Genomic DNA, 22,227 nt, shown 5'->3' on the forward strand with positions numbered 1-22,227 from the left:
TGTCCTTATTTTCCTGTAATATATTTACTTTGTATAAACTCACTTGCTTGTTCTTCTTCTGCAAGAAGTAATTTTTTGTATAACTCTTTTTTCTCTTCTTTTAGTAAATAATCATACTGTTCAGACTCTTTTTGTAACTGTACAATTTCTAAGTTTACTTTTGTTAATTTTGAAAGTAAAAAGTTTTTCTGAGACTCTAGTTTCTTAGCTTCTCTTCTAAGTGAATCTTTATGAATTTCCAATACCATAAAATCTGAAATTGCCCCATATCTATCAACACTTGCTGTATTTATATTTCTTTTTAAATCATTAATTTGCTCTTCAAACAGTGAAATTGAATTTAAAAGTTCAGCTTTAAACATTAACTTTTGATCTGTTTGAGATTTTTTAAGATTAAAAAGCTTTTTTATCATCAATTATTCCCATACATTAAAATCATATTCCATAATTCTTTAGTGTATGTACTTACATTATCACCAATCCAAGGCAGAGAAATCAATATAAAAACAGATACTAAAATAACTTTAGGCACAAAACTCAAAGCTGCATCAGAGATTTGCGTTACTGCTTGAAATACAGAAATTAAAAGTCCTATTACCATACTAACAAGTAATGATGGTAAAGCTAATAAAAGAATAATTTTTACTGTACTTTGGGCAATACCCATTAAATCCATGTTCATTCTTTTATCTTTACAGTAATTTCTAAGGCTTTACTTTCCAATAGTTTAGATAAAAACTCTTTTATATCATTAGGATTATCAAGTTTAATACTCATCTCTTTTGCCTTACTTTGGATTTTTTTTGCAACTTTTGGCTTAATCTCTTTTCCACTAAATACATTTAAGATATCATCTTCACTTAGTTCATCTAAAGATGTAATATCTTCCAGATTAATATATTCTTCAATATCTTCTAATGATTTCATCGAATCCTCAGATTCATTTGGCTCTGTTTGTGTAATTGGACTTTCATCATTTTCAATCATTTCTTCATCTTTATTGATAATTTCTTCTTCAATTTCATTTTTTTCTTCAACTTCATCTTCATCTTGAGATAATAAATCTTTTAAATCATCACTTAATTCATATTCATCGTCTAAATCTTCATCTAAACTTTCACTTTCATAAGCATCATTTACAATGTTTGTAATAGAATCATGAATTTGTGTTCCCTCATCAGATTCATCAATTTCATTATCTAAACCCAAATCTTTCATTTTCTTTAAAATATATCTAGAAATATCATGTATTGAATCAACACTAAAATCCTCAATACCTTTTTCTTTTAAATACCTTTGCTCTATTCCATCTTTAGGTTTTAAAAACTTTATTTTAGAATTTATTAAATTTTCTTTTATTATTTTAGCATCGTCTATTAAAAAAATATCATCACTATTATCTTCAATAAGTTCTTTTAAAGTACTCAAAGACTGAACTTCTTGAATTAAGCCTTTTCCCTCTAATTTATAATCAATTAGAGTTCTACTTAATTCATCTTTAATATCTTTTTTAAAGTTTTGATTGCCATAAATATAAATATTCAAAGATATTCCTAATTTATTTTTTCATTTATAATATCTAAAATTTATATAAATTTAGATAAAATAAATCAATATTTATACGAGGTAAACTATTTGAAATTCATTTTTTTATTTTTTTTATTTTTTACATCAAATTACGCTCAAACAATAAAAGACATAACAAATATTGTTGGTATTAGAGAGAATCAACTCTTAGGATATGGTCTAGTTGTGGGACTTGCAGGGACTGGTGACAAATCAACTTTTACTATGCAAAGTTTACAAAACTTACTTAGAAATTCATATATTAAAATACCAACTTCATCTATTAAGTCAAAAAATATTGCAGCGGTTATGGTAACTGCTATGCTTCCCCCTTTTGCAAGACAAGGGGATAAAATAAAAGTAAAAATTTCTGCCATTGGTGATGCAAAATCAATCAATAATGGTGAACTTTTATTGACCCAATTAAAAGGTGTAGATGGTAATGTATATGGTCTGGCACAAGGCACAATTATAGCTGATAGAGATAATGAAACTACAGGTATGATTTATGAGGGAGCTATGATTGAAAATGAAGTTCCTTTTACACTAAAAAATGAAAAAGACTTAACGCTAAGTTTAGTAAAAGCATCGGCTACTGATGCAGATATGATTCAAAGAAAAATAAATGAAAAATTTGGAGATAAGATTGCTTTTGCAGAAGATACAAGAACTGTAACTGTCAAAAAACCACCTAATATTTCTATGGTTAGATTTATCGCCCAAGTTCAAACTATAAATTTAGATTCAACATTTAGAAAAAGAATTATTATTGATTTAAACAGACAAATGATAATATCAGGAAATGAAGTTCCTATAGGTCCAGTTACTGTTTCAAAAGATAATTTCATTATAAGAATTAAAAAATCAGATTTAAATAATGAGCAGTGGGATAATGTGGAAGTAAATAAAGGAATGAATATTGGTGATGATATAGTAATTGCTGATAAGCCTATTGTTGATTTAGATAATACTATGATTAATACAAAAGGACAACCAAAAGTTTCTGATTTAGTGCGAGCGATGAAAGTTATGAAACTACCAATGAGTGATATAATTGATACCTTAAAGTTAATAAAAGAGTTAGGTGCTCTTGATGCAGAACTTGAGATAAGAGGATAAGAGATGGCAGAATTTTTAAGTCAAGATGAAATTGATGCTCTTTTAGACATAGCCGAACAAGGTGAAGATATTGATAAGACGGCCGATGAGCCAATAATATCAAAAGAAAAAAATTATTCAATTTATGACTTCAAAAAACCAAATCGTATCTCAAATGAACAATTTAAAGCATTCTCAACACTACATGACAAAATGCTAAGGGATCTTATTACTGATCTATCAGCAATGCTTAGAAAAATAGTTGATATAAAACTATACTCAATTGAACAAATGACCTATGGTGAGTTTATTTTATCAATTCCACAATTAACTTCACTAAATACTTTATCTATTAAACCACTTGATGGAAGAATAGTAATTGAGTGTAATCCTGGTATTTCACATAAGATTATTGCAGAATTATTAGGTAGTGGCTCTGTTGCTTCAAGTGATAATTTAGATAGAGAATTAACGGAAATCGAAGTTGAGATTTTTGATCACTTCTATAAATTAATTGTTTCTCATTTGTACAAAGCTTGGGATGAGATTACAACCTTGAATTTTAAAATAGAATCAAGAGATACAAATGCAAATGCTATTCAAATTATCTCTGACCATGAGATTGTTTTACTTGTTGTTTTAGAATTTACAATTGATGAAGAGTCAGGGTTTTTATCTATTTGTTACCCTATTTCTTACATAGAGACTTTACTGAATAAAATTGTTACAAAAATCTTTGCAGAAGGTAGAAATAAAAAAGCAAGTAGAAAAAAAGATATTACAACTTTGATTTCTGGTGCAAAAATGAATATAGAAGCAATTATGGCTGAAACCGTTTTAAAAACTTCAGAAATATTAGATTTAAAAGAAGGAGATGTAATAGTATTTAACAAAAACTCAACATCTGCTACATCTAAACTTTACATAAATAAAAAAGAAAAATTCTTAGCAATTAGTGGACTATCAAATAATAGAAAAGCCGTTCAAATAAAAGCTAATATTGATCATGAAAAAATGGAAACACTTGAGACCTTAAGAGGAATGAGAGAAGAGAGAATTATAAAAGCTAAAGAGACTCAAGAGAAGATTGCTCAATTACTATCAGAAAGAGACGATTAAGTCTCTTACTTTAAACTCCAAGCTATCTTTTGATTATTGTACATAGGTACAACATTTTCACCAAAATCTTCATAGATATTAGGCACGGTAAACTCTTCTTTTACCAATGTAATATCTTTTTTTAAAGCTTTAAAGTCATATATTTTTTGAGCATTTAGGCTTAAAAAAGCATTTAAATTATCTAAACTATCATGTTTCTCAAAAAGTTCAACTAAAACTTGCAAAGCAATAGAAGAAGTAAAAACACCAGCTGCACAACCACAAGACTCTTTTTTATGCTTAGGATGTGGAGCAGAATCAGAACCAAACATAACCTTTGGATTACCAGTAATTGCTGCATTCAATAAAGAATCTCTATCTTCATATCTTTTTGCTATTGGTTTACAAAAAAGGTGTGGTTGAAGCATTCCACCTGCTACATCATCTAAAGTTATTATCAAATGGTGTAAAGTAATTGTCGCATATAAATTATCATATTTTTCTAATAATTCTACAGCATCTTTAGTCGTAATATGCTCCATTATAATTTTTAGTTTAGGAAAGCTTTTTGCCAAACCTTCATATATTGGCATAAACTCCTTTTCCCTATCCATTACAAAACCATTAGTCTCACCATGAACACATAAAGGAATACCTAAATCACTCATAGCCTCTAAAGTGGGTCTTAGACTTTGGGCATCTATAGCTGCTACTCCATTTTCTGAGTTTGTAGTAATTCCAGCAGGATATAGTTTTATACCTATAATTTCATCTTTTACTTCTTCTAAGAATTCCCTTGAATATTCTTGAAAAAACAGAGTCATAAAAGGTTCAAAAGTATCACCTTTACATGCTTCAAGAATTCTAGCTTTATAAGATAATAAAGCCTCTTTTGTTCTAATAGGAGGTACAAGATTTGGCATAACCAAAGCACCAGCAAAAGTTTTTGAAGTAAGTGGTCCTACTAATTTTAGCATCTCACCATCTCTTAGGTGAAGATGCATATCTAAAGGTGAGTTAAGTGTAATTTCTTTACTCACTAAATTGCTTCCTCGTCTTCTTCACCAGTTCTAATTCTTACAATTTTTTCAATTGGAGAAACAAATATTTTACCATCTCCAATTTTTCCAGTTTTAGACGCTTCAGTAATTAATTGGATAGTTGAATCAACATCTTTGTTTGCAACTATAAGTTCTATTTTGATTTTTGGTAAAAAATCTACAACATACTCAGCACCTCTATATAATTCTGAGTGACCTTGTTGTCTACCATAACCTTTCACATCAGAAACTGTCATACCCGTAATTCCAGCTTCTGTTAATGCATCTTTTACATCTTCTAGCTTAAATGGTTTGATTATTGCTTCAATTTTTTTCAATTTTAATCCTTTTTTTAATTCTTATATTTTAACAAAATAGTTTTAAATAAACCTAATCTTTTTAAATCAAGCTTAATACACTATTTTTACTACAGTTTTAGAATGCTCGTTTAAACTCTGGATATGCTTCAAGTCCACATTCATCTACATCTAATCCTTGCATCTCTTCATCTTTTTCTGCTCTTAATGGTACAAACTTATTAATTACATATAATACGATAAAAGATGAGATAAAAGCAAACACTCCTACAACAACTACACCTTTTAATTGTCCTAGAAGTGTTATATCATCTCCATTTGAGGCAAAAATCCCAACAGCTAAAGTTCCCCAAATACCATTTAATAAATGAACAGATAATGCTCCAACTGGGTCATCAAGTCTTAGTTTATCAAAGAAACTAACTCCAAAAATTACCAAAACTCCACCGATTGCACCTATTAAAATAGGAGTATAAATATCATATAAATTTGGACCTGCTGTAATCGCAACTAAACCACCAAGTGCCCCATTTAATACCATGGTAATATCAAGTCTATGATATCTAAAATACATATAAATACCTACAAGAATTGCTCCTGAAAGACCAGCTGTATTTGTGTTCATTATAGTTAAGGCAACAGCATCTGCATTCTCTTTAGATGCGATTGAGCCAATACTTCCACCATTAAAACCAAACCATCCAATCCATAAAAGAAAAGCGCCTAAAGTTACAAGGGGAATATTAGAAGCTGGTATTACTCTTACCCCTCCTTCTTTAGGATATCTTCCCCTTCTAGCTCCAATTATTAATATTGCAGCTAATAATGCCCAACCACCAGTACTATGAATAACAGTTGAACCAGCTAAATCATACATATTTAAATCTAAAATAGTACTCTTTAACATATCACTTCCCCAAGACCAATTTACAATTATAGGATAAATTAATGCACCCATAACAATTGTAAATAATCCAAGGGGTAAAACTTTTGCCCTTTCACTAACTCCCCCAGACATTATATTAATAACTTTACCAACAAATGCCATTTGAAATAAAAATGCAGCCCATTTACTCATACTATCACTTCCAAAATCACCAAAGGCCACAGAATAACCAACTAATAAAAAAGCAAGTGAAGCCACTGCATAAATCATAGTGTTTACCATCAAAACTGCACTAACATTTTTAGTACGCACAAGTCCAGCTTCCAACATAGCAAACCCAGGAACCATAAAAATGATTAAAGTCATTGCAAAAAGTGCAAAAAAGGTGTCAATTACATAAGCAATATTTGCATCCATTATTATCCTTTTAATATTTTTAACAAATTATATATTATGTAATTAATTTTTTATTTATTTATGTGGGTGTTTTTTATACACAAATTAAAGTGATTTTTTTTAATATTAAGTTAATTGGATAAGTTTTTGTATATATTATATACAAAACAAAGAAGTGTTAAAGATAACACTCTTTGTATTTTGTAAAAGTAATTTGGTATTTTACTTTTTTTTAAACTAAACTGCTTCGCTACCAGTTTCACCAGTTCTAATTCTAACAACATTTTCAATAGGTGTAACGAAAATTTTACCATCTCCGATTTTACCTGTTTTTGCTGCATCTGAAATAGTTGCAATAGTTTTATCTACATCTTCATCATTTACGATTAATTCAATTTTGATTTTAGCTAAAAAATCAACAATATACTCAGCACCTCTATATAACTCAGAGTGACCTTGTTGTCTACCATAACCTTTAACATCATTTACTGTCATACCAGTAACACCACTTTCAACTAAAGCCTCTTTTACATCTTCAAGTTTAAAAGGCTTGATGATTGCTTCGATTTTTTTCATTCTTTGTTCCTTTTAATATTTTTCAAAAAATTCATCTTTTCTAAAAAGGTAAGAGTTCTTACCTTCTATAAGCACTTATGCTCTTTTAAACTCAGGATAAGTTTCAAGTCCAGTTTCATGGATATCTAAACCTTGAACCTCAATCTCTTCACTTACTCTTAATCCAACAATTAGATCTAAGATTTTCCATACTACAAATGAAGCTATGAAAACAAACGCACCAACAATAACGATACCTTTTACTTGAGCCATGATTGTAACTTCTGGATTAAAGATACCTACAGCTAAAGTTCCCCAAATACCAGCAACTAAGTGAACAGATAAGGCACCAACTGGATCATCAATTCTTAATTTATCAAACATAGGAACAGCAAATACAACTAAAGCACCACCAACAATACCTTCAATAAATGCAACCATCATACCTAAGTCTGGTCCTGCAGTACAAGAAACAAGTCCTGCTAAAGCACCATTTAATACCATAGTTAAATCAACTTTTTTGTAAATAAGTTGAGTTAAAATTGCAGCCATAATAGCACCTGCACAAGCAGCCATATTTGTATCAGCAACAACTAAAGCAATACCATCAATATCAGCTTTTGAACCTAGTGCTAATTGAGAACCACCATTAAATCCAAACCATCCCATCCATAAAATGAATGTACCAAGTGTTGCTAATGTTAAATTTGAACCAGGAATTGGTCTCACTGTTCCATCTTTACTATATTTACCTTTTCTAGCTCCTAAGATAAGAACACCAGCTAAAGCAGCCCATCCACCAACAGAGTGAACAATAGTAGAACCTGCGAAGTCAGAGAATCCAGCCATAACCCCACCTAATTCACTTCCACCCCAAGACCAATGTCCTTGTATTGGATAAATAACACCACTTAAAACCACTGTAAAGATTAAGAAAGGCCATAATTTCATTCTCTCTGCAATTGAACCTGAAACAACAGAAGCAGCAGTAGCAACAAATACAACTTGGAAGAAGAAGTCAGCAGCAGCAGGATATGCAGCATCAGCAGCAGTTACCATACTAATTGTTGAGAAGCTACCCATGATAGATCCACCATCTCCGTACATTAAGTTGTAACCAACAAAATAATACATCATACAAGAAATTGCAAATAAAGCAAGATTCTTTGTTAATACCGTAGCATTATTCTTTGATCTTGTTAAACCAGATTCTAACATAGCGAACCCAGCTGCCATCCACATTACTAGGACTCCCATTACAATAAATAAGAACCCATCAAGAACATATTTTACATCAGCAAAATTTTCCATTTTTTTCCTTTTCAAATTGATATAAGAAAGTATAAAATAAATTATAAACTTTCGCTAGTCTTAATCTGTATAATTAGTATACAATTATGATTTTTTCTACTTTTAATTAAAATGCTATAATCTAAACAGATTAAATAAGGAAAATATAAATGGAAGAGTTTTTAACAATATATGATGTAAACAAAGACAAAGTGGAAGACTTTATATTAAATAGTATCCATAATTTAGGAAGTATTAAAGATTATGAGAGAAGTAACTTTTCAAACTTATTTTCTATTTTTCCTTCACTAGAATTAGTTTATACAGTAAATAAAGATACGAAAATACAAAATTCTCCAAACTACTTTAAAAAGAGAATAGACAAAAGTGCTAATAATGAAAGTCGTACATATATCTTAGATAAATTACACTTTAAGGATAAAACAACAGCTTTTTCTTCTCCTTATATAAGTAGTGCCACAAGAAGTAATTGTATAACACTTACAATAAAAGAAGATGATATTATTATTTTTTTAGATTTTAAAATAGAGACTTTACTTGAAAGATTAGAATTAATAGAATTAAACAAACCCTTTCATACACTTACAAAAATATTTTATGGTATAGCTGGTTTTTCTTTAGCATTGCTTGCTTTATTTCTTATAATTTACTCACTTGGTACTTTTTTGACAAGTATGGTTTTTCACGGTGATTTTACTCTTGACGCTATATTTAAACCTATAATTGCACTTACACTTGGAATAGCAATATTTGATTTAGCAAAAACAATATTAGAACAAGAAGTATATTTTAAATCTTATTCAAGAAATTCTAAAGTAGATACAAAAATGGTAACAAAATTCTTAATCACAATTATTATTGCCCTATCAATTGAAGGCTTAATGGTAGTTTTTAAAATAGCAATAGAAAATTACACTCAAATGATAAATGCACTTTATTTAATAACTGGTATATCTTTTATCATCATTGCCCTATCAATTTTCATTTATTTAACTTCAAAAAAATCTAAATAATTGTATACTATATATACAAAATTAAGAGGATAATTATGCAAGAATTTATAGCTTTTTCAGAAATATCTAGAGAAATAAAAAACTCAGCAGAACTACTAAAATCTTTGGATATCAATGCGTTAATAACTGGACAAAAAGGTGTAGGGAAAAAAAGTTTAGCAAAATATATTACACAAGATTCAAATATTTATAATGCAAAGACTTTGCAAGATGATATAAGTGATAATGTAATTTCTATTTCTAACTGTACTGTAATAATTGAAAATATTGATGAAATTACAAATATTGATTTATTTATAAACTGGGTTGAAAACAACTCTATTAAAGTTATAGCAACATCAAAAAAAGATGAGCTAAATGAAAAACTCTCAGATATATTTTCTATAACAATAAATATTCCACCTTTGGACACAAGAAAAGAAGATATAAAACCTTTAGCAAATAAGTTTGCAAAAGAGGCAGGTGAGATTTTAGGAATAGATGAAAAACCTTCTAAACTAATAGTAAATACCCATGAAAATGCCTACAGTTTAAGAAAATCAATATTCTTCTCTTACCTTTTTGAATCAATTGGTGAAAATGAGATTATGATGCTTTTAGAAAACTATATTCTTGATAATATGGATGGTGAAAATGGTTATAGAGATTTTGTATATCTATTTGAAGCTCCTCTTCTTCGTGCCTCACAAAAGAAATACAAATCTCAAGTACAAATGGCAAAAAATCTAGGTTTAAATAGAATAACCCTAAGAAAAAAACTAGAGATGCACAAAGAATTAATATGATTAATGAAATGAATCTAGAAGTTGAAGAACTTATAGAAAAAAATGCCAGTGACTTTCAAATATCAAAAGTATTCAAAAAATATATCCAAGGTTATGTAAACTCTATTGATACAAGTATTGATACAAATGGTGGAAAAGATTTTTTTGTACAACATACAAAAGTCACTGATAAGTTTTTAATCTCACTTTACAAATATATTCTTAGAAAGAATTTTGGCTCATACCAACCAATGAGTACTTCTATTCCAATTTCTATCATTGCTTTAGGATCTTATGGAAGAGAGCAACTTTGTATTTACTCTGACATAGATTTATTGCTATTATATGAAGATGTCAAGGGTTATAATATCAAAAATATTATTCAAGAATTTATTACTTTAGCTTGGGACTGTGGATTAAAGCTAGGTTCTAGGGTTCATGAACTTAATGATGTAGCAGAATCTGTTAAAGAAGATATTACAATCAAAACTGCCATCATAGAATCAAGATTGATTTATGGGTCAAAATATCTATGGTTTGGTTATGAAAATGTCTTAAGTAGAATAAGAAAAACTGACCAACTTCAATTTATCTTAGAAAAAAAACAAGAACACATGGATAGACTTTTAAAATACCCTTTAAAAATGGAACCAAATATAAAAGATGGTTATGGTGGTATGAGAGAAGCAAACATGGTCTTTTGGATTGCAAATGTAGTTTTTGGAGTTACAAGACTAAGACATCTTATGGATAAAGAGTTTACGGAAGAAGAGTATAAAAAATATAGAATATCTTTAGAGTATATTTTTCAAGTAAGAAATCACTTACATAATATTGCAAAGAAAAAACTAGATACCGTAAATTTTGATATTTTGCCAGAGTTAAGTACTAAACTTGGATTTAAACATACTCCAAGAAAAACAAAAGAGACTCAAGCTATGAATAAAATTTTTGAGTCTTTACATAATATTCACTTCTTTACAAATATTTTAACTAAAAAATTCACAAGAGCTTTAGAGTTTAAAAACCAAAATTATGATTTAGTTAGAGAGAATAGATTTAAAAAGAATCTTTTTATCTATGAAGGGAAAATATATACTTCTTATTTCAATAAACCAAAAACTCTAACTGCATTTTTAAAAGAACTTATATCTTTACCAATAAGTGTAGAAAGATTTGACCAATCATATGTTTATTATGCTAGTAAAACTATTCTGCCACAAAAGCAGACAAAAGAGCATAAACTATTATTAAGAAGACTTCTTTATAAAGAGTCTTTATACCCAATTATAAAACTTCTTTACAATGCAAGAATATTTGAGTCAATATTTCCTATTACTAAAAAAATAATAAATCAACCGCAATTTGATGGATACCATGAACTTCCTGTTGATGTACACTCTATAAAAACATTAAAACACCTAAGTAATATAAAAGATGAATTTGTAAAAGAGTTATATGAAAGTTTTGATAAAACAGAACAATCAATAATAAAAATTGCAACATTTTTCCATGATGTGGGAAAAGGAAGAATTACAGATCATCATATTGCAGGTGAAAAACTATTTAGAAATATGGCAAGGGGACTTAGTTTTAAAGCAGAGCATACCCAAGTTATAGCAAAACTAATAAGATATCACAATATGATGAGTAAAGTAGCCACAAGTGAAGATATATACTCAGAAAAGGTTATTAGAAATTTTTCAGGATTGGTTCAAAATAAAAAGTTTTTAGATATGTTATTTGTTTTAACTTATGGTGATATTTCTGCTGTTGGTAAAAATATCTATAAAAGTTCAACTTCAACATTATTAAGAGAGTTATATCATCAAACTCTATATGCCTTTGAAAACACTACTCTTTTAACTGAAAGTTCAAGAAGAATCGCAAAAATAAATAGTATCAAAAAACTAAAACAATATAATGATTTACCTCAAATACTAAAGAAAAAAATAACATATATTGCCTCAAATCAAATCTTCTTACAACTAAAAGCTGCTGATATTTTAGACTTAGTACTTAAAGCAAAAGAAGTAGAGACTTACACATATAAAATATTAAACGAAAAAGCCCTAACAATAAGAATAATAAGAAAGATTCCTCTAAACTTGGGTTATTTACTTGGTAAATTGGAGTTTTTAGATATTTCTGTTATGAATATTTTTAAACTATTTGATGATAAAAAATGTTTTGAAATCCAATTTACAGAAAAAGTTGATGATGGGGATTTATTACATATAGAAGAGATTATAAATGCCTCTTTTGATATGAGTAAAAAACTAACTTTAAAACAACCTGTTATTCTAAAAAATGAAGTTGAAGTAAATTGTAATCATACTTCATATTTAGCAAGTATGAGAATAAATGCTATAAATCAAAAAGGTTTATTAGCATACATTACAAAAATCTTTGATGACTTTGGTGTAGAAATAGAAAGTGCAAAACTATCATTAAACAAAAAAAGAGTAAGAGATCTATTTTTAATTGAAAAGAATGGTAATTTTAGTGTTAATTCTGAGAAAATTGTAGAAATGATTTGTAGTAACGACTAAAAGTCGCTACTACTAAAAATGTTTATTAAGTATTTCTAAAAACTCTTTTGAATTTTTATATCCAACTATTTTTGATGCATTTATCTCATTATTATCTTTATCCCAAAAGATTATTCCAGGAGGTCCAATAATGCTAAACTTCTTTTGTAACTCTTTATCATCTTGGTTATTAGCTGTCACATCAGCTTGAAGAAGAGTAAAACCTTTTAGCTTTTGTATAACTTGTGCATCTTTAAAAGTAGTCGCTTCAAACTCTTTACAAGCCACACACCAATCAGCATAAAAATCCAACATAACTGGTTTATCTGATTTTTTAATCTCTTCTTCCAACTCTGTTAAGTTTTTAATTCTTTTAAATGTAATTCCAGCTTCACTTGTAGAAACAACTTTACTTGAAGTAAATTTCTCCAAAGGATTTAAAACATTTGTTGCACCACTTACAGCACCTGTAAAAACTAAAACTCCATATATCAAAATAACTAAAGTAATAAGTTTTATTAAAATATGCTCATAAAGTTTTAAATAAAGGGCAGTTCCTAAAAGTAATAGTGCCCATAAATACATAATAATAATTGGTTCAAGTACTCTGTCTAACATCCAAATAGCAATGGCTAACATGACTATTCCAAAGATTCTTGTAATATTTTCCATCCAACCACCAGGTTTTGGCATAAACTTTCCAGCCCCAAGCCCAATTAAAAGTAGTGGCACTCCCATTCCAAGGCTTAGCACAAATAAAGCAGCCCCACCTAAAATGGCATTTCCTGTTTGTCCAATATAAACTAACGCACCAGCAAGTGGTGGAGCAACACAAGGACCTACAATAAGAGCTGATAAAAATCCCATTATTGCTATTCCAAAAATTCCTTGTTTTTCTTTTCCTTCAGTTGTTTTGTTAATTTTATTTTGAATACTTTGTGGTAATTCTAATTTATAATATCCAAACATTGAAAAAGCTAAAGCTACAAAAATAGCTGCAAAAGCACTTAAAACATAAGGATTTTGGAGTGCAACTTGTAAGTTTGCCCCAAAAAGTCCTGCAATTATTCCAGCAATTGTGTATGCTAAAGACATAGAAATCACATAAACCAATGATAAAAAGAAACCTCTTTTGGTAGTTAATTGTTCATTTTGTCCAGCTTTTACAATAATAGAAGACAAAATAGGAATCATAGGAAAAACACAAGGAGTCAAAGATAACAAAAGTCCAAATCCAAAAAATGTAAGTAAAATAATAAAGAAATTTCCATCTTTTAAACTATTTGCAATAGTATCTGTTTCATTTAAATCACTACTGCTTTTTGAAGAAATAGCAGTACTTTGAGTTACAAAATCATCTGGTATTTTTACAATAGTTGTTTTACTCATAGGGGCATAACAAAGTCCAGCTTTTGAACACCCTTGAAAGTTCAATTCGACTTCATATTCTTTTGCATCAACTTTAGATTTTAATAGGGAAAATGGAACTTCAATATTTAAATTATGTAAGTAAATAATATACTCTTCATAAGGTATTGATTTTGGTAAAACTAATTCTTTAGTTATATCAAATTCTTGAGGTTTTTTTATTTTTACACTTACTTTATCGGCATATAAATAAATATCTTTGCCTAAATCAAGATTTATGATTATACTGTTGTTTTTAGTTTCAAAACTCTCTTTAAATGCTTCACTTGGAGATAAAAAATCTTGCTCAAGAGCAAAAAGATAAACAAAACTAAAAAATAAAAGAATTAATTTTTTCATTTAATATCCTACTATTTTAATAAATATTTATTAACATTATTATTTATATCACTAACACTTTGTATACCAACAATAGACTTTATTATCTTACCATCTTTCATATACAAAATGGTCGGGATACTTTCAACTCCATATCTAGTGACAAGTTCTCTTTGATCATCAATATCTACTTTATAAATAGTTATTTCATCTGGTTTAGTATCAGCATATTCATTTAGATTTTTTCCAATAATTTTACAAGGGGGACACCATGAAGCATAAAAATCTACAATAACTTTTTTGTCCTTTATTTTTTCTGCCATATCGTCTACTGTTAAATGCTCATATGCAAATAAACTAGTAATAAATAAAGCAAATACAATTATAAATTTTTTCATATAAATTCCTTTTGTGTAATTATAGTAAAAAAGTGTGTAAATATTGTTTAGTCAATTAACTTTTATTCTATACTTTATTATAAGAATTCTTTATGTAAGATTGGGAAAAATTATTAGGATTTATGATGAATAATACTTTAAAAAATATCCTCCCACAGGAGATAGAACCCTTTATAAATGAAAATACACCAATAATAGATATTAGAAGAGAAGATGAATTTGAAACAACTGGAATAATAAAAGGTGCACATAAATTAACTTTTTTTAATGAATATGGACAACATGATTTGGAAAAATGGTTAAAAGAGTTTAAAGAAATTGTCAAAAACAAAAAAGAAAAATTTATTTTAGTCTGTGCCCATGCCAATAGAACTAAAACTGTAGGTGATTTTTTAGCAAATAAATTATCTTATGAAAATGCTTACCACTTAGAAGGTGGAATGGCTTTGTGGTTAGCACAAAATAAAGAAGTTGTTTTTTAAAAGAAGCCAAGTTTTTGGCTTCTTTATTATTTCTTAGCTTTTTGTAAAACTTCGATTACTTCATCTAAGTTTGCATAAGGAATATGAGATTTCCACTCAACATTTTCACCATTTAATGAAATACCAATACTAACAACATCATCAGTACCTTTTCCATAAGGTTCTGTAATATTAGAAATAAATATCTTACCTTTTTTTGTTCCTGCTAATTGAATTTCTGCTAATTCAGTAGTTGTAGACATATCTTTTCCTTTTGTTTGATTTATAACATTTTACAAAAATAAACTTTTAGAATGTTAAACTTAGTTATTATAACTTAGTTTTTTAGTTTTTACTAATAACAGAGCCAAATAAGATTTTCTGATTTGTTAAATTCTTTATCTTTATGCTATCTTTTTCCCAAATCATAACAACAGTTGAGCCCATTTTAAAATAACCTAAACATTCACCTTTTTTAATATTTAAATCTTCATATTCATAGACTTTTATCTCTTTTGCATCAACATTTGTTTCAACTGCACTTTCAAATTCAAATACCATTTGCCCAACATTTAAAGCACCCACGAATACCATATAAAAAAGTTTTCTATTTTTATCAAAACACTCTAAAATAACTCTTTCATTTTGGCAAAATAAATCTATCTCTTTATTTAGATATTTTAAATTTACAGGGTAAAGTTTTCCTGGTACATGTATAAGCTTAGTTACTTTAAAATCACAAGGTGCATGATATCTATGATAATCTTTTGGAGAAAGATAAAAATTCATAAAAGTTCCATCAATCACTTTTTCTAAATTATCTTTTTTTACATGATATGTTAATAACTCTTCAACATTATATTCCATACCTTTTATTTGTAATAAAGTATCTTTTTTCAAAGCCCCACATTCTGTTATTAAAGAATCAGTTGGTGAAATAACCAAATCATCATCAGAATCTATTTCCCTTTGAATTGCTAATTCCCTTGTAAATAGATCGTTTAAAGACTTATAATATCTTGGGTTTCTAAACTCACTCATATCTAATTGGAAACTTTTCACATAAATGCTATTTATAATACTTTGAAAAAAAGATGGAAACTCTTTTTTTGCAAACTTACCAAAATACTGTGAAATCAAATTTGTAATATGCATTTTAATCCTTATAAAAAATGTATTCTACCTAATTATCACTTGATTTTTAAAATTACTATTTAACTTAAGTTCCTAAGAATAAAAAAATATTAATTTGATACTCTTCCATTATTAATATAAAAGGATAATAATATGCATAATATACAAGTAGAACATGTTTGTGGTTGTTTTAAAAGAAGTGATTTAGAAAGCAATTTACAAATAGAAAACAAAGACGACGCTTTAGCAAAAGCTATGGCAATGACAACAACTATGAATGAAGACTTCTGTGGTAAACACGATTTCCAACTAGTGGAAGATAACAATAACTTTGTAATCTCTTTCAAACAAGAAGCTCCAACTAATACAACAAGCGGATGCTGTGGTGGTGGATGTGGTTCACACTAAAGGTTTTAACCTTTAGTTGGGAACTAAAATATATAGTTCCCCCGCTTCCTTCATTCTTCCCGCATATTTTTCAGCTTCTTTTGCAAAACCCCAGAAAAAATCAGCTCTAATTTCACCTTTAATAGCTCCACCTGTATCTGCTGCTACCATTAATTGATTTATCTCTTCATTTGTAACTGGATTTTTAGTATTTATAAAAACTGGCATTCCAAGAGGTATATATCTTGTATCAACAGCTAAAGTTCTTTCAGGTACTAATTCAATACCTAAACTTCCAGTTGCACCTTGAGATCTTTTTTCAAAAAATACATAGCTTGGATTTTTATTCATTACTTCATCAACTTTTGTAGGATTATCTTTAAACCACTTTTTCATGCCTTGAACGGAAGCTTTATAGTTTGATTTTCCACCTATATAACCTTTTTGTATCATATATTTACCAATAGATTTATACTGTTGCCCATTTTGATTTGCATAGCCTACATTTACAATATCTCCACTTGGTAACTCCACTTTTCCAGAACCTTGAATATGCAAAAAATATAAATCTATTTTATTATCAACATATAATAAAACATCATCTTCTTCATTTTTGGCTATTTTTTTTCTTGCATCATAAGGAATAACTCTATTACCTACAAGTTTTCCTCGTAAAGTGTATTTTTTAAGTTGAGGATAAATACTTCTTAAATCAACAGTTATCAGGTCATCTGGTACTTTATACACGGGATATTTATATTTATCTGTTTTAGTAAAACTTCCATGTAATAAAGGCTCATAATAGCCTGTGATTGTTCCTTTATCAGTTCCATTTTTATTATATAATTTGTATGGAGTAAAGTTTTTTTCAAAAAATGCTTTTGGATTAGTTGTATCATTTGCTTTTAAACAAACCTCTTCAAAAGTCTCTTTTCTAGAACTTTTTGTACAAGCTTTTTTAAAAACATCTAAGGCTAATGATAAATCATCTTTCTCAAAATCTTTTATATCAGAAAAAGAGACCTTTTCCAAGTTTGCCTTTGAATTATCAATTTTCTCAAATTTTGGAGCACATCCTGAAAAAATGGCGATTAAAATAGTAATAAATATAAGGTTTTTCATAAGTTTTAACTCCTGTCATGGGATTTTAGCACTTTTTAGTTAATAGTAATTTAATTAAAATATTTAGTTAATTGAGTGAACTTCTTTTAAACCACAAGATTTACAAACATATTCAATCTCTTTTATTCCAGAACAGCCATGGTCTTTTAATAATCTTGTAGTGATAATTTCATATCTAAATTTTGTATTTGTTTTTGTATCAAAAAACTCTTTTGTTTTTTCATTGCAAGAGGGGCATTGGCCATTATTTAGTTTTTGTAGTCTTGAAGTCTTAGTTTTAAAATAAAGTAAAATAGAGAATGATACTATTAAAAATAGTATCAGAAGGAAAAGAATAGTTTGCATGAAGTAGAGTTTTACTCTACTTCTGCATCGATAACATCGTCGTCATCTTTTTTAGCTTTTGCATCTGGTTTTGCTCCAGATTGGTCACCTTCTTTTTTATACATTGCTTCTGCAAGTTTATGAGAAACTTCAGTTAAAGCTTTAACTTTTTCTTCAATTTGCTCTTTTGTAGAGTTTTCATCTTTTAATTGCTCTTCTAATGCAGCAGCTGCATCAACAATTTTTTTACTCTCTTCTTCAGAAACAGCATCACCATTTTCTTCTAAAGTTTTTCTTGTAGTATGTAATAAGGCATCAGCTTGATTTCTGATTTCAATTACTTCTTTTTTCTTAGCATCAGTCTCTTTATTTGCTTCTGCTTCTTGTACCATTTTTTCGATTTCTTCATCAGATAATCCAGATGAACCAGAAATAGTAATTTTATTTTCTTTACCAGTTCCTTTATCTTTAGCACTTACATTTAAAACACCATTTGCATCAATATCAAATGTTACTTCAATTTGTGGCACACCTCTTGGAGCTGCTGGGATGTCAGATAATTCAAACATACCTAAAGATTTATTATCTCTTGCAAATTCTCTTTCACCTTGTCCTACATGAATAGAAACAGCAGGTTGATTATCATCAGCTGTTGAGAATACTTGAGATTTTTTAACTGGAATTGTTGTACCTTTTTCAATAAGTTTAGTCATAACTCCACCTAAAGTTTCAATTCCAAGTGATAAAGGAGTAACATCTAGTAATAATACATCTTTAACATCACCTTTTAATACACCAGCTTGAACAGCAGCACCAGCAGCAACTACTTCATCAGGGTTAACACCTTTATTTAAATCTTTTCCAAAGAATTCTTTAACAACTGAATTTGCTTTTGGTAATCTAGTAGATCCACCAACCATGATAATTTCTTGAATTTCACCTTTATCTAAACCAGCATCTTTAAGTGCAGTTTTAATATGGTCTAATGTTTCTTTGATTAAATCTTCAGTCATAGACTCAAATTTTGCTCTTGTTAATGATTTAACTAAGTGAACAGGACCTGCATTTCCCATAGAGATAAATGGCAAGTTGATTTCTGTTGATTCAGCAGATGAAAGCTCTTTTTTAGCATTTTCAGCAGCATCTTTTAATCTTTGTAATGCCATTTTGTCAGTTTTGATATCAAAACCATTTTCGTCTTTGAACTCTTTTGCTAACCAATCAATAATTCTATTATCGAAGTCATCTCCACCTAAGAATGCATTACCATCAGTTGAAAGTACTTCAAATGTACCATCACCAATTTCAAGAACAGTAACATCAAATGTACCACCACCTAAATCGTATACAAGAACTTTTTCTTCACCTTTTTTATCTAAACCATAAGCTAATGATGCAGCTGTTGGCTCATTGATGATTCTTAGTACATTAAGTCCTGCAATTGTTCCAGCTTCTTGAGTTGCTTTTCTTTGTGCATCATTAAAATATGCAGGTACAGTAATAACTGCATCAGTTACAGCTTGTCCTAAATACTCTTCAGCATCAGCTTTTAATTTACCAAGAATTTTAGCTGAGATTTCTTGTGGAGTATAAACTTTTCCACCAATTTCAACAGCAGCAGCTCCACTTCTGTTTACAATTTTATATCCAACTTTTTCTTGTGCTTCTTTAGCATTTTCTTCATCCATCATAAGACCCATAATTCTTTTAATAGAATAAATAGTTTTTTCTGGATTTGTAATAGCTTGTCTTTTTGCAGAATCACCTACTAAAACTTCACCTTTATCTGTAAATGCAACAATTGAAGGAGTTGTATTTTTCCCTTCTTTGTTAGAGATAATTTTTGCTTCACCATTTTCGTAAACTGCCATACAAGAGTTTGTTGTCCCTAAATCTATTCCAATAACTTTTCCCATTTTATATCCTTATCATTTTTTATTATTAAATTTTAAATTCAATTAATAGTTTTCTGACATTGCGGTCAATGATGCTTTGCATCAAACGAAAAATGAATAGTGAAAAATAAAAAATTTTCTCACTATTATTCTTCTTAGTCTAATTTGCGATGCTTACCATTGCTGGTCTTAAAAGTCTTTCTTTTAACATATAACCTTTTTGCATAACTTGCACGATTTCACCTGTTTGTTTATCTTCGCTATCCACTTGCATAATTGCATTGTGGAAATTTGGATCAAATTCACCGTCAGTTTCGACAACTGTGATATTGTGTTTTTCAAAAGCTGTATAGAAGTTCTTAATTGTAAGTTCTACACCCTCTTTTAGTTTTGCAAGTAAATCTTCAGCACTAAGATTAGTCGCTGCTTCTTCAGATGCTAATGCCATTTCTAATGTATCAATTGGAGATAATAAGTCTTTTGCAAATTTTTCACTTGCATAATCAATTGCTTGATATTTTTCTTTTTCCAATCTTTTTTTGATATTTTCAAAATCCGCATGAACTCTTAAATATTTTTCTTCTGTCTCTTTTAACTTAGCTTCAAGTTCAGCAACTTTGTCTTCTGTTGTTGATTCTTTAACTTCTTCACTTGCAGCTTTTTCATTACAACATGAAGATTCATCTTTACAACACTCTTCGTTTGTCTCAACTTCTTGTATTATCTCTTCATTATTCGTATTTTCTGTATCTTTACTCAAAATAACTCTCCTAATTCATACTTATTTTATTATAAAAAAATTCATAATCTTTTGATAATTCTCCAACCACCAAAAGCTTAGATTCTTTACTGTTAATTACACAATCATGACAAATACCAATATACCCTTCTGGGACTATTGTGTCAAAATATATAGCATTTTCAATGCTCTCAAAAATAGTTCCTTTTAGAAACTTTTCAATAGTATTTTCATCATAATTAAATCTTAATACTAGGGAAAAAAACTCTTTAGTATTAAAAATCCTAAAGTCTCTATTTTTTAAAAATTGGTTTACTGATTCATATACTTCATAAGCGCCAACTTGCTTAGAAATATTTACAATATGTATCAGCTCTAAACCTATCATATCACTTAAAAATCTATAAAGAGCATCTGTAAACTTTACGGTTACAGTAAAACTTGAAAACTCTAAAATCATATATCGATTTTCTACATTAAGTATATTTTTTAAAACATCGCTAGTTTGTTCTAATACAAATGCTGTCAATCCAACTTGAGAAGAATAATAATCAACTGCTTTTTCATCTACAAAATTAAGTTTAAAGTTTAACTTTGAACTCCAATATTGTCGTAATGCTTCAGTTGTAGGTGTTCTACCACTACTTACATGTTCTTGAGCCAAATAGCCCTCATCACCTAACTTTTTAAAGTAGCCTCTAATAGTTGCTGGTGAATATGTAATATCATACATACTTTTAAGCTGTGAAGAACCTATTGGTTCTAGATGCTCAATATATGCTTTGATAATAGATTGTAGTAAAAACTCTTTTTTGTCAATCATTTTCAACCAATTTTGTTTATTTAGCACTCATAATCTTAAACTGCTAAATAATTATACTCAATTGAGTGTTTATTTGTCAAGTATTTTTTAGCAATTAATTAATAAAAGTGCTAATTTGTTGTTTAGGGCTGATTTAGTGGGGTTTATAGAAACTTAATTTTAAGTAAATTGGAATAAAAAGATATATGAAAATAAATTTTTGCTCTCTTGAAGACTTAGCAGTCTTCGCTTCTCTTACTTTTTGGTCTCGAAAAAGTAAGCAAAAAAGACTGCCGAATTGATGAAGGCAAAGCTCCCTTCCAGTTATATATTTATTTTCTGCCCTGCAAAACTCACTAAAGAGTGCATTTAGCACTCTTCTTTACGCTCAAACAGTTTCGGGCTTTACCGAAAATAAACATCTAACTTCTAGCTTCATCAAAGGCAGAAAGAAATCCCTACAGTTCAAACTATCATTTGTAAATTTAGTAAAGAGAAGTTAGAAGTCTAAACAAATTAAAAAATCAAATGTCCTTATCCCACCTTTTATTCCAACATTTGCAAAAGCCGAATGTTTATTTATCTTTTCGGAAAAGAGTTAGAACTGTTTGAGTAAATAAATGTGCTAAATGCACATTTATTTA

Annotated in this window: 24 protein-coding genes; 7 read left to right on the forward strand and 17 right to left on the reverse strand. The window is 28.7% G+C overall.

Features of this window, described 5'->3' with window-relative positions; all coding sequences use genetic code 11:
• Positions 1 to 5: 5 nt before the first annotated feature.
• The 3 genes from LXN10_RS05230 to LXN10_RS05240 are packed head-to-tail and all read right to left on the reverse strand — an operon-like array spanning position 6 to position 1,545.
• A complete protein-coding gene (locus tag LXN10_RS05230) occupies positions 6 to 413 on the reverse strand; it encodes a hypothetical protein (protein ID WP_375724835.1) in 408 nt (135 codons plus the stop codon).
• A complete protein-coding gene (locus LXN10_RS05235) occupies positions 413 to 682 on the reverse strand; it encodes a flagellar biosynthetic protein FliQ (protein ID WP_375724836.1) in 270 nt (89 codons plus the stop codon). The genes LXN10_RS05230 and LXN10_RS05235 overlap by 1 nt, the downstream gene beginning before the upstream one ends.
• Positions 679 to 1,545, reverse strand: coding sequence for a hypothetical protein (locus LXN10_RS05240; RefSeq protein WP_375724837.1), 867 nt, complete (start codon positions 1,543 to 1,545; stop codon positions 679 to 681). Before LXN10_RS05240 ends, LXN10_RS05235 begins: the two co-directional genes overlap by 4 nt.
• A gap of 90 nt (positions 1,546 to 1,635) precedes the next feature.
• Here LXN10_RS05240 and LXN10_RS05245 point away from each other — a divergent pair, with 90 nt between their 5' ends.
• Entirely contained in the window at positions 1,636 to 2,685 is a 1,050-nt protein-coding gene (locus LXN10_RS05245; RefSeq protein ID WP_375724838.1) for a flagellar basal body P-ring protein FlgI, read from the forward strand.
• 3 nt (positions 2,686 to 2,688) lie between these two features.
• On the forward strand, positions 2,689 to 3,783 hold the full coding sequence (fliM, locus tag LXN10_RS05250) for a flagellar motor switch protein FliM (RefSeq protein WP_375724839.1): 1,095 nt from the start codon (positions 2,689 to 2,691) through the stop codon (positions 3,781 to 3,783).
• A gap of 5 nt (positions 3,784 to 3,788) precedes the next feature.
• Here the strand turns inward: fliM and pyrC are convergent, their stop codons facing one another.
• From pyrC to LXN10_RS05275, 5 genes are all read right to left on the reverse strand, one after another.
• Positions 3,789 to 4,766 (reverse strand): dihydroorotase, encoded by a 978-nt coding sequence (gene pyrC / locus LXN10_RS05255; protein ID WP_375725327.1) that lies wholly within the window; start codon positions 4,764 to 4,766, stop codon positions 3,789 to 3,791.
• Between the two features lie 35 nt (positions 4,767 to 4,801).
• Positions 4,802 to 5,140, reverse strand: coding sequence for a P-II family nitrogen regulator (locus tag LXN10_RS05260; RefSeq protein ID WP_129099478.1), 339 nt, complete (start codon positions 5,138 to 5,140; stop codon positions 4,802 to 4,804).
• 97 nt (positions 5,141 to 5,237) lie between these two features.
• The gene (locus LXN10_RS05265) at positions 5,238 to 6,422 is read right to left on the reverse strand and encodes an ammonium transporter (RefSeq protein ID WP_375724840.1); all 1,185 of its coding nucleotides are present in this window, start codon (positions 6,420 to 6,422) and stop codon (positions 5,238 to 5,240) included.
• A 216-nt stretch (positions 6,423 to 6,638) separates the two neighbouring features.
• Positions 6,639 to 6,977 (reverse strand): P-II family nitrogen regulator, encoded by a 339-nt coding sequence (locus LXN10_RS05270; protein ID WP_129099476.1) that lies wholly within the window; start codon positions 6,975 to 6,977, stop codon positions 6,639 to 6,641.
• A 75-nt stretch (positions 6,978 to 7,052) separates the two neighbouring features.
• A complete protein-coding gene (locus LXN10_RS05275; RefSeq protein WP_375724841.1) occupies positions 7,053 to 8,267 on the reverse strand; it encodes an ammonium transporter in 1,215 nt (404 codons plus the stop codon).
• A gap of 149 nt (positions 8,268 to 8,416) precedes the next feature.
• Between LXN10_RS05275 and LXN10_RS05280 the strand changes: the two genes are divergently transcribed.
• The 3 genes from LXN10_RS05280 to LXN10_RS05290 are packed head-to-tail and all read left to right on the forward strand — an operon-like array spanning position 8,417 to position 12,596.
• A complete protein-coding gene (locus LXN10_RS05280) occupies positions 8,417 to 9,280 on the forward strand; it encodes a hypothetical protein (protein WP_375724842.1) in 864 nt (287 codons plus the stop codon).
• Positions 9,281 to 9,315: 35 nt separating this feature from the next.
• Entirely contained in the window at positions 9,316 to 10,065 is a 750-nt protein-coding gene (locus LXN10_RS05285) for a sigma 54-interacting transcriptional regulator (protein ID WP_375724843.1), read from the forward strand.
• On the forward strand, positions 10,062 to 12,596 hold the full coding sequence (locus tag LXN10_RS05290) for an HD domain-containing protein (protein WP_375724844.1): 2,535 nt from the start codon (positions 10,062 to 10,064) through the stop codon (positions 12,594 to 12,596). Before LXN10_RS05285 ends, LXN10_RS05290 begins: the two co-directional genes overlap by 4 nt.
• Positions 12,597 to 12,608: 12 nt before the next feature.
• Here LXN10_RS05290 and dsbD read toward each other — a convergent pair whose 3' ends face one another.
• Together dsbD and trxA are read right to left on the reverse strand one after the other, a co-directional pair.
• Positions 12,609 to 14,342 (reverse strand): protein-disulfide reductase DsbD, encoded by a 1,734-nt coding sequence (dsbD, locus tag LXN10_RS05295; protein ID WP_375724845.1) that lies wholly within the window; start codon positions 14,340 to 14,342, stop codon positions 12,609 to 12,611.
• An 11-nt stretch (positions 14,343 to 14,353) separates the two neighbouring features.
• Positions 14,354 to 14,719 carry a thioredoxin gene (gene trxA, locus LXN10_RS05300; protein ID WP_375724846.1) on the reverse strand — a complete coding sequence of 122 codons (366 nt, stop codon included), beginning with the start codon at positions 14,717 to 14,719 and terminating at the stop codon, positions 14,354 to 14,356.
• Between the two features lie 125 nt (positions 14,720 to 14,844).
• On the opposite strand from trxA, the gene LXN10_RS05305 reads away from it, so the two are divergent.
• Entirely contained in the window at positions 14,845 to 15,201 is a 357-nt protein-coding gene (locus tag LXN10_RS05305; RefSeq protein WP_375724847.1) for a rhodanese-like domain-containing protein, read from the forward strand.
• A gap of 26 nt (positions 15,202 to 15,227) precedes the next feature.
• On the opposite strand, the gene LXN10_RS05310 is transcribed toward LXN10_RS05305, so the two are convergent.
• Both LXN10_RS05310 and LXN10_RS05315 read right to left on the reverse strand, forming a co-directional pair.
• A complete protein-coding gene (locus LXN10_RS05310; RefSeq protein ID WP_375724848.1) occupies positions 15,228 to 15,443 on the reverse strand; it encodes a hypothetical protein in 216 nt (71 codons plus the stop codon).
• Between the two features lie 82 nt (positions 15,444 to 15,525).
• Positions 15,526 to 16,335 carry a phosphatidylserine decarboxylase gene (locus LXN10_RS05315; protein ID WP_375724849.1) on the reverse strand — a complete coding sequence of 270 codons (810 nt, stop codon included), beginning with the start codon at positions 16,333 to 16,335 and terminating at the stop codon, positions 15,526 to 15,528.
• Between the two features lie 132 nt (positions 16,336 to 16,467).
• Here LXN10_RS05315 and LXN10_RS05320 point away from each other — a divergent pair, with 132 nt between their 5' ends.
• Positions 16,468 to 16,722 (forward strand): hypothetical protein, encoded by a 255-nt coding sequence (locus LXN10_RS05320; protein WP_375724850.1) that lies wholly within the window; start codon positions 16,468 to 16,470, stop codon positions 16,720 to 16,722.
• A 12-nt stretch (positions 16,723 to 16,734) separates the two neighbouring features.
• Here the strand turns inward: LXN10_RS05320 and mltA are convergent, their stop codons facing one another.
• The 5 genes from mltA to LXN10_RS05345 all read right to left on the reverse strand — a co-directional run bounded on the left by mltA (position 16,735) and on the right by LXN10_RS05345 (position 21,631).
• Positions 16,735 to 17,823 carry a murein transglycosylase A gene (gene mltA, locus LXN10_RS05325; RefSeq protein WP_375724851.1) on the reverse strand — a complete coding sequence of 363 codons (1,089 nt, stop codon included), beginning with the start codon at positions 17,821 to 17,823 and terminating at the stop codon, positions 16,735 to 16,737.
• Positions 17,824 to 17,886: 63 nt separating this feature from the next.
• Positions 17,887 to 18,168 (reverse strand): hypothetical protein, encoded by a 282-nt coding sequence (locus LXN10_RS05330; protein WP_375724852.1) that lies wholly within the window; start codon positions 18,166 to 18,168, stop codon positions 17,887 to 17,889.
• 11 nt (positions 18,169 to 18,179) lie between these two features.
• Positions 18,180 to 20,063: a molecular chaperone DnaK gene (gene dnaK, locus LXN10_RS05335; RefSeq protein WP_375724853.1), complete on the reverse strand. Its 1,884-nt coding sequence runs from the start codon at positions 20,061 to 20,063 to the stop codon at positions 18,180 to 18,182.
• A gap of 139 nt (positions 20,064 to 20,202) precedes the next feature.
• Positions 20,203 to 20,802: a nucleotide exchange factor GrpE gene (gene grpE / locus LXN10_RS05340; RefSeq protein WP_375724854.1), complete on the reverse strand. Its 600-nt coding sequence runs from the start codon at positions 20,800 to 20,802 to the stop codon at positions 20,203 to 20,205.
• 10 nt (positions 20,803 to 20,812) lie between these two features.
• Complete coding sequence (locus LXN10_RS05345) at positions 20,813 to 21,631, reverse strand: heat-shock protein (RefSeq protein ID WP_375724855.1); 819 nt, start codon at positions 21,629 to 21,631, stop codon at positions 20,813 to 20,815.
• Positions 21,632 to 22,227 lie beyond the last annotated feature (596 nt).

The organism is Arcobacter iocasae, assembly GCF_042214795.1.
GTDB lineage: Bacteria > Campylobacterota > Campylobacteria > Campylobacterales > Arcobacteraceae > Arcobacter > Arcobacter iocasae.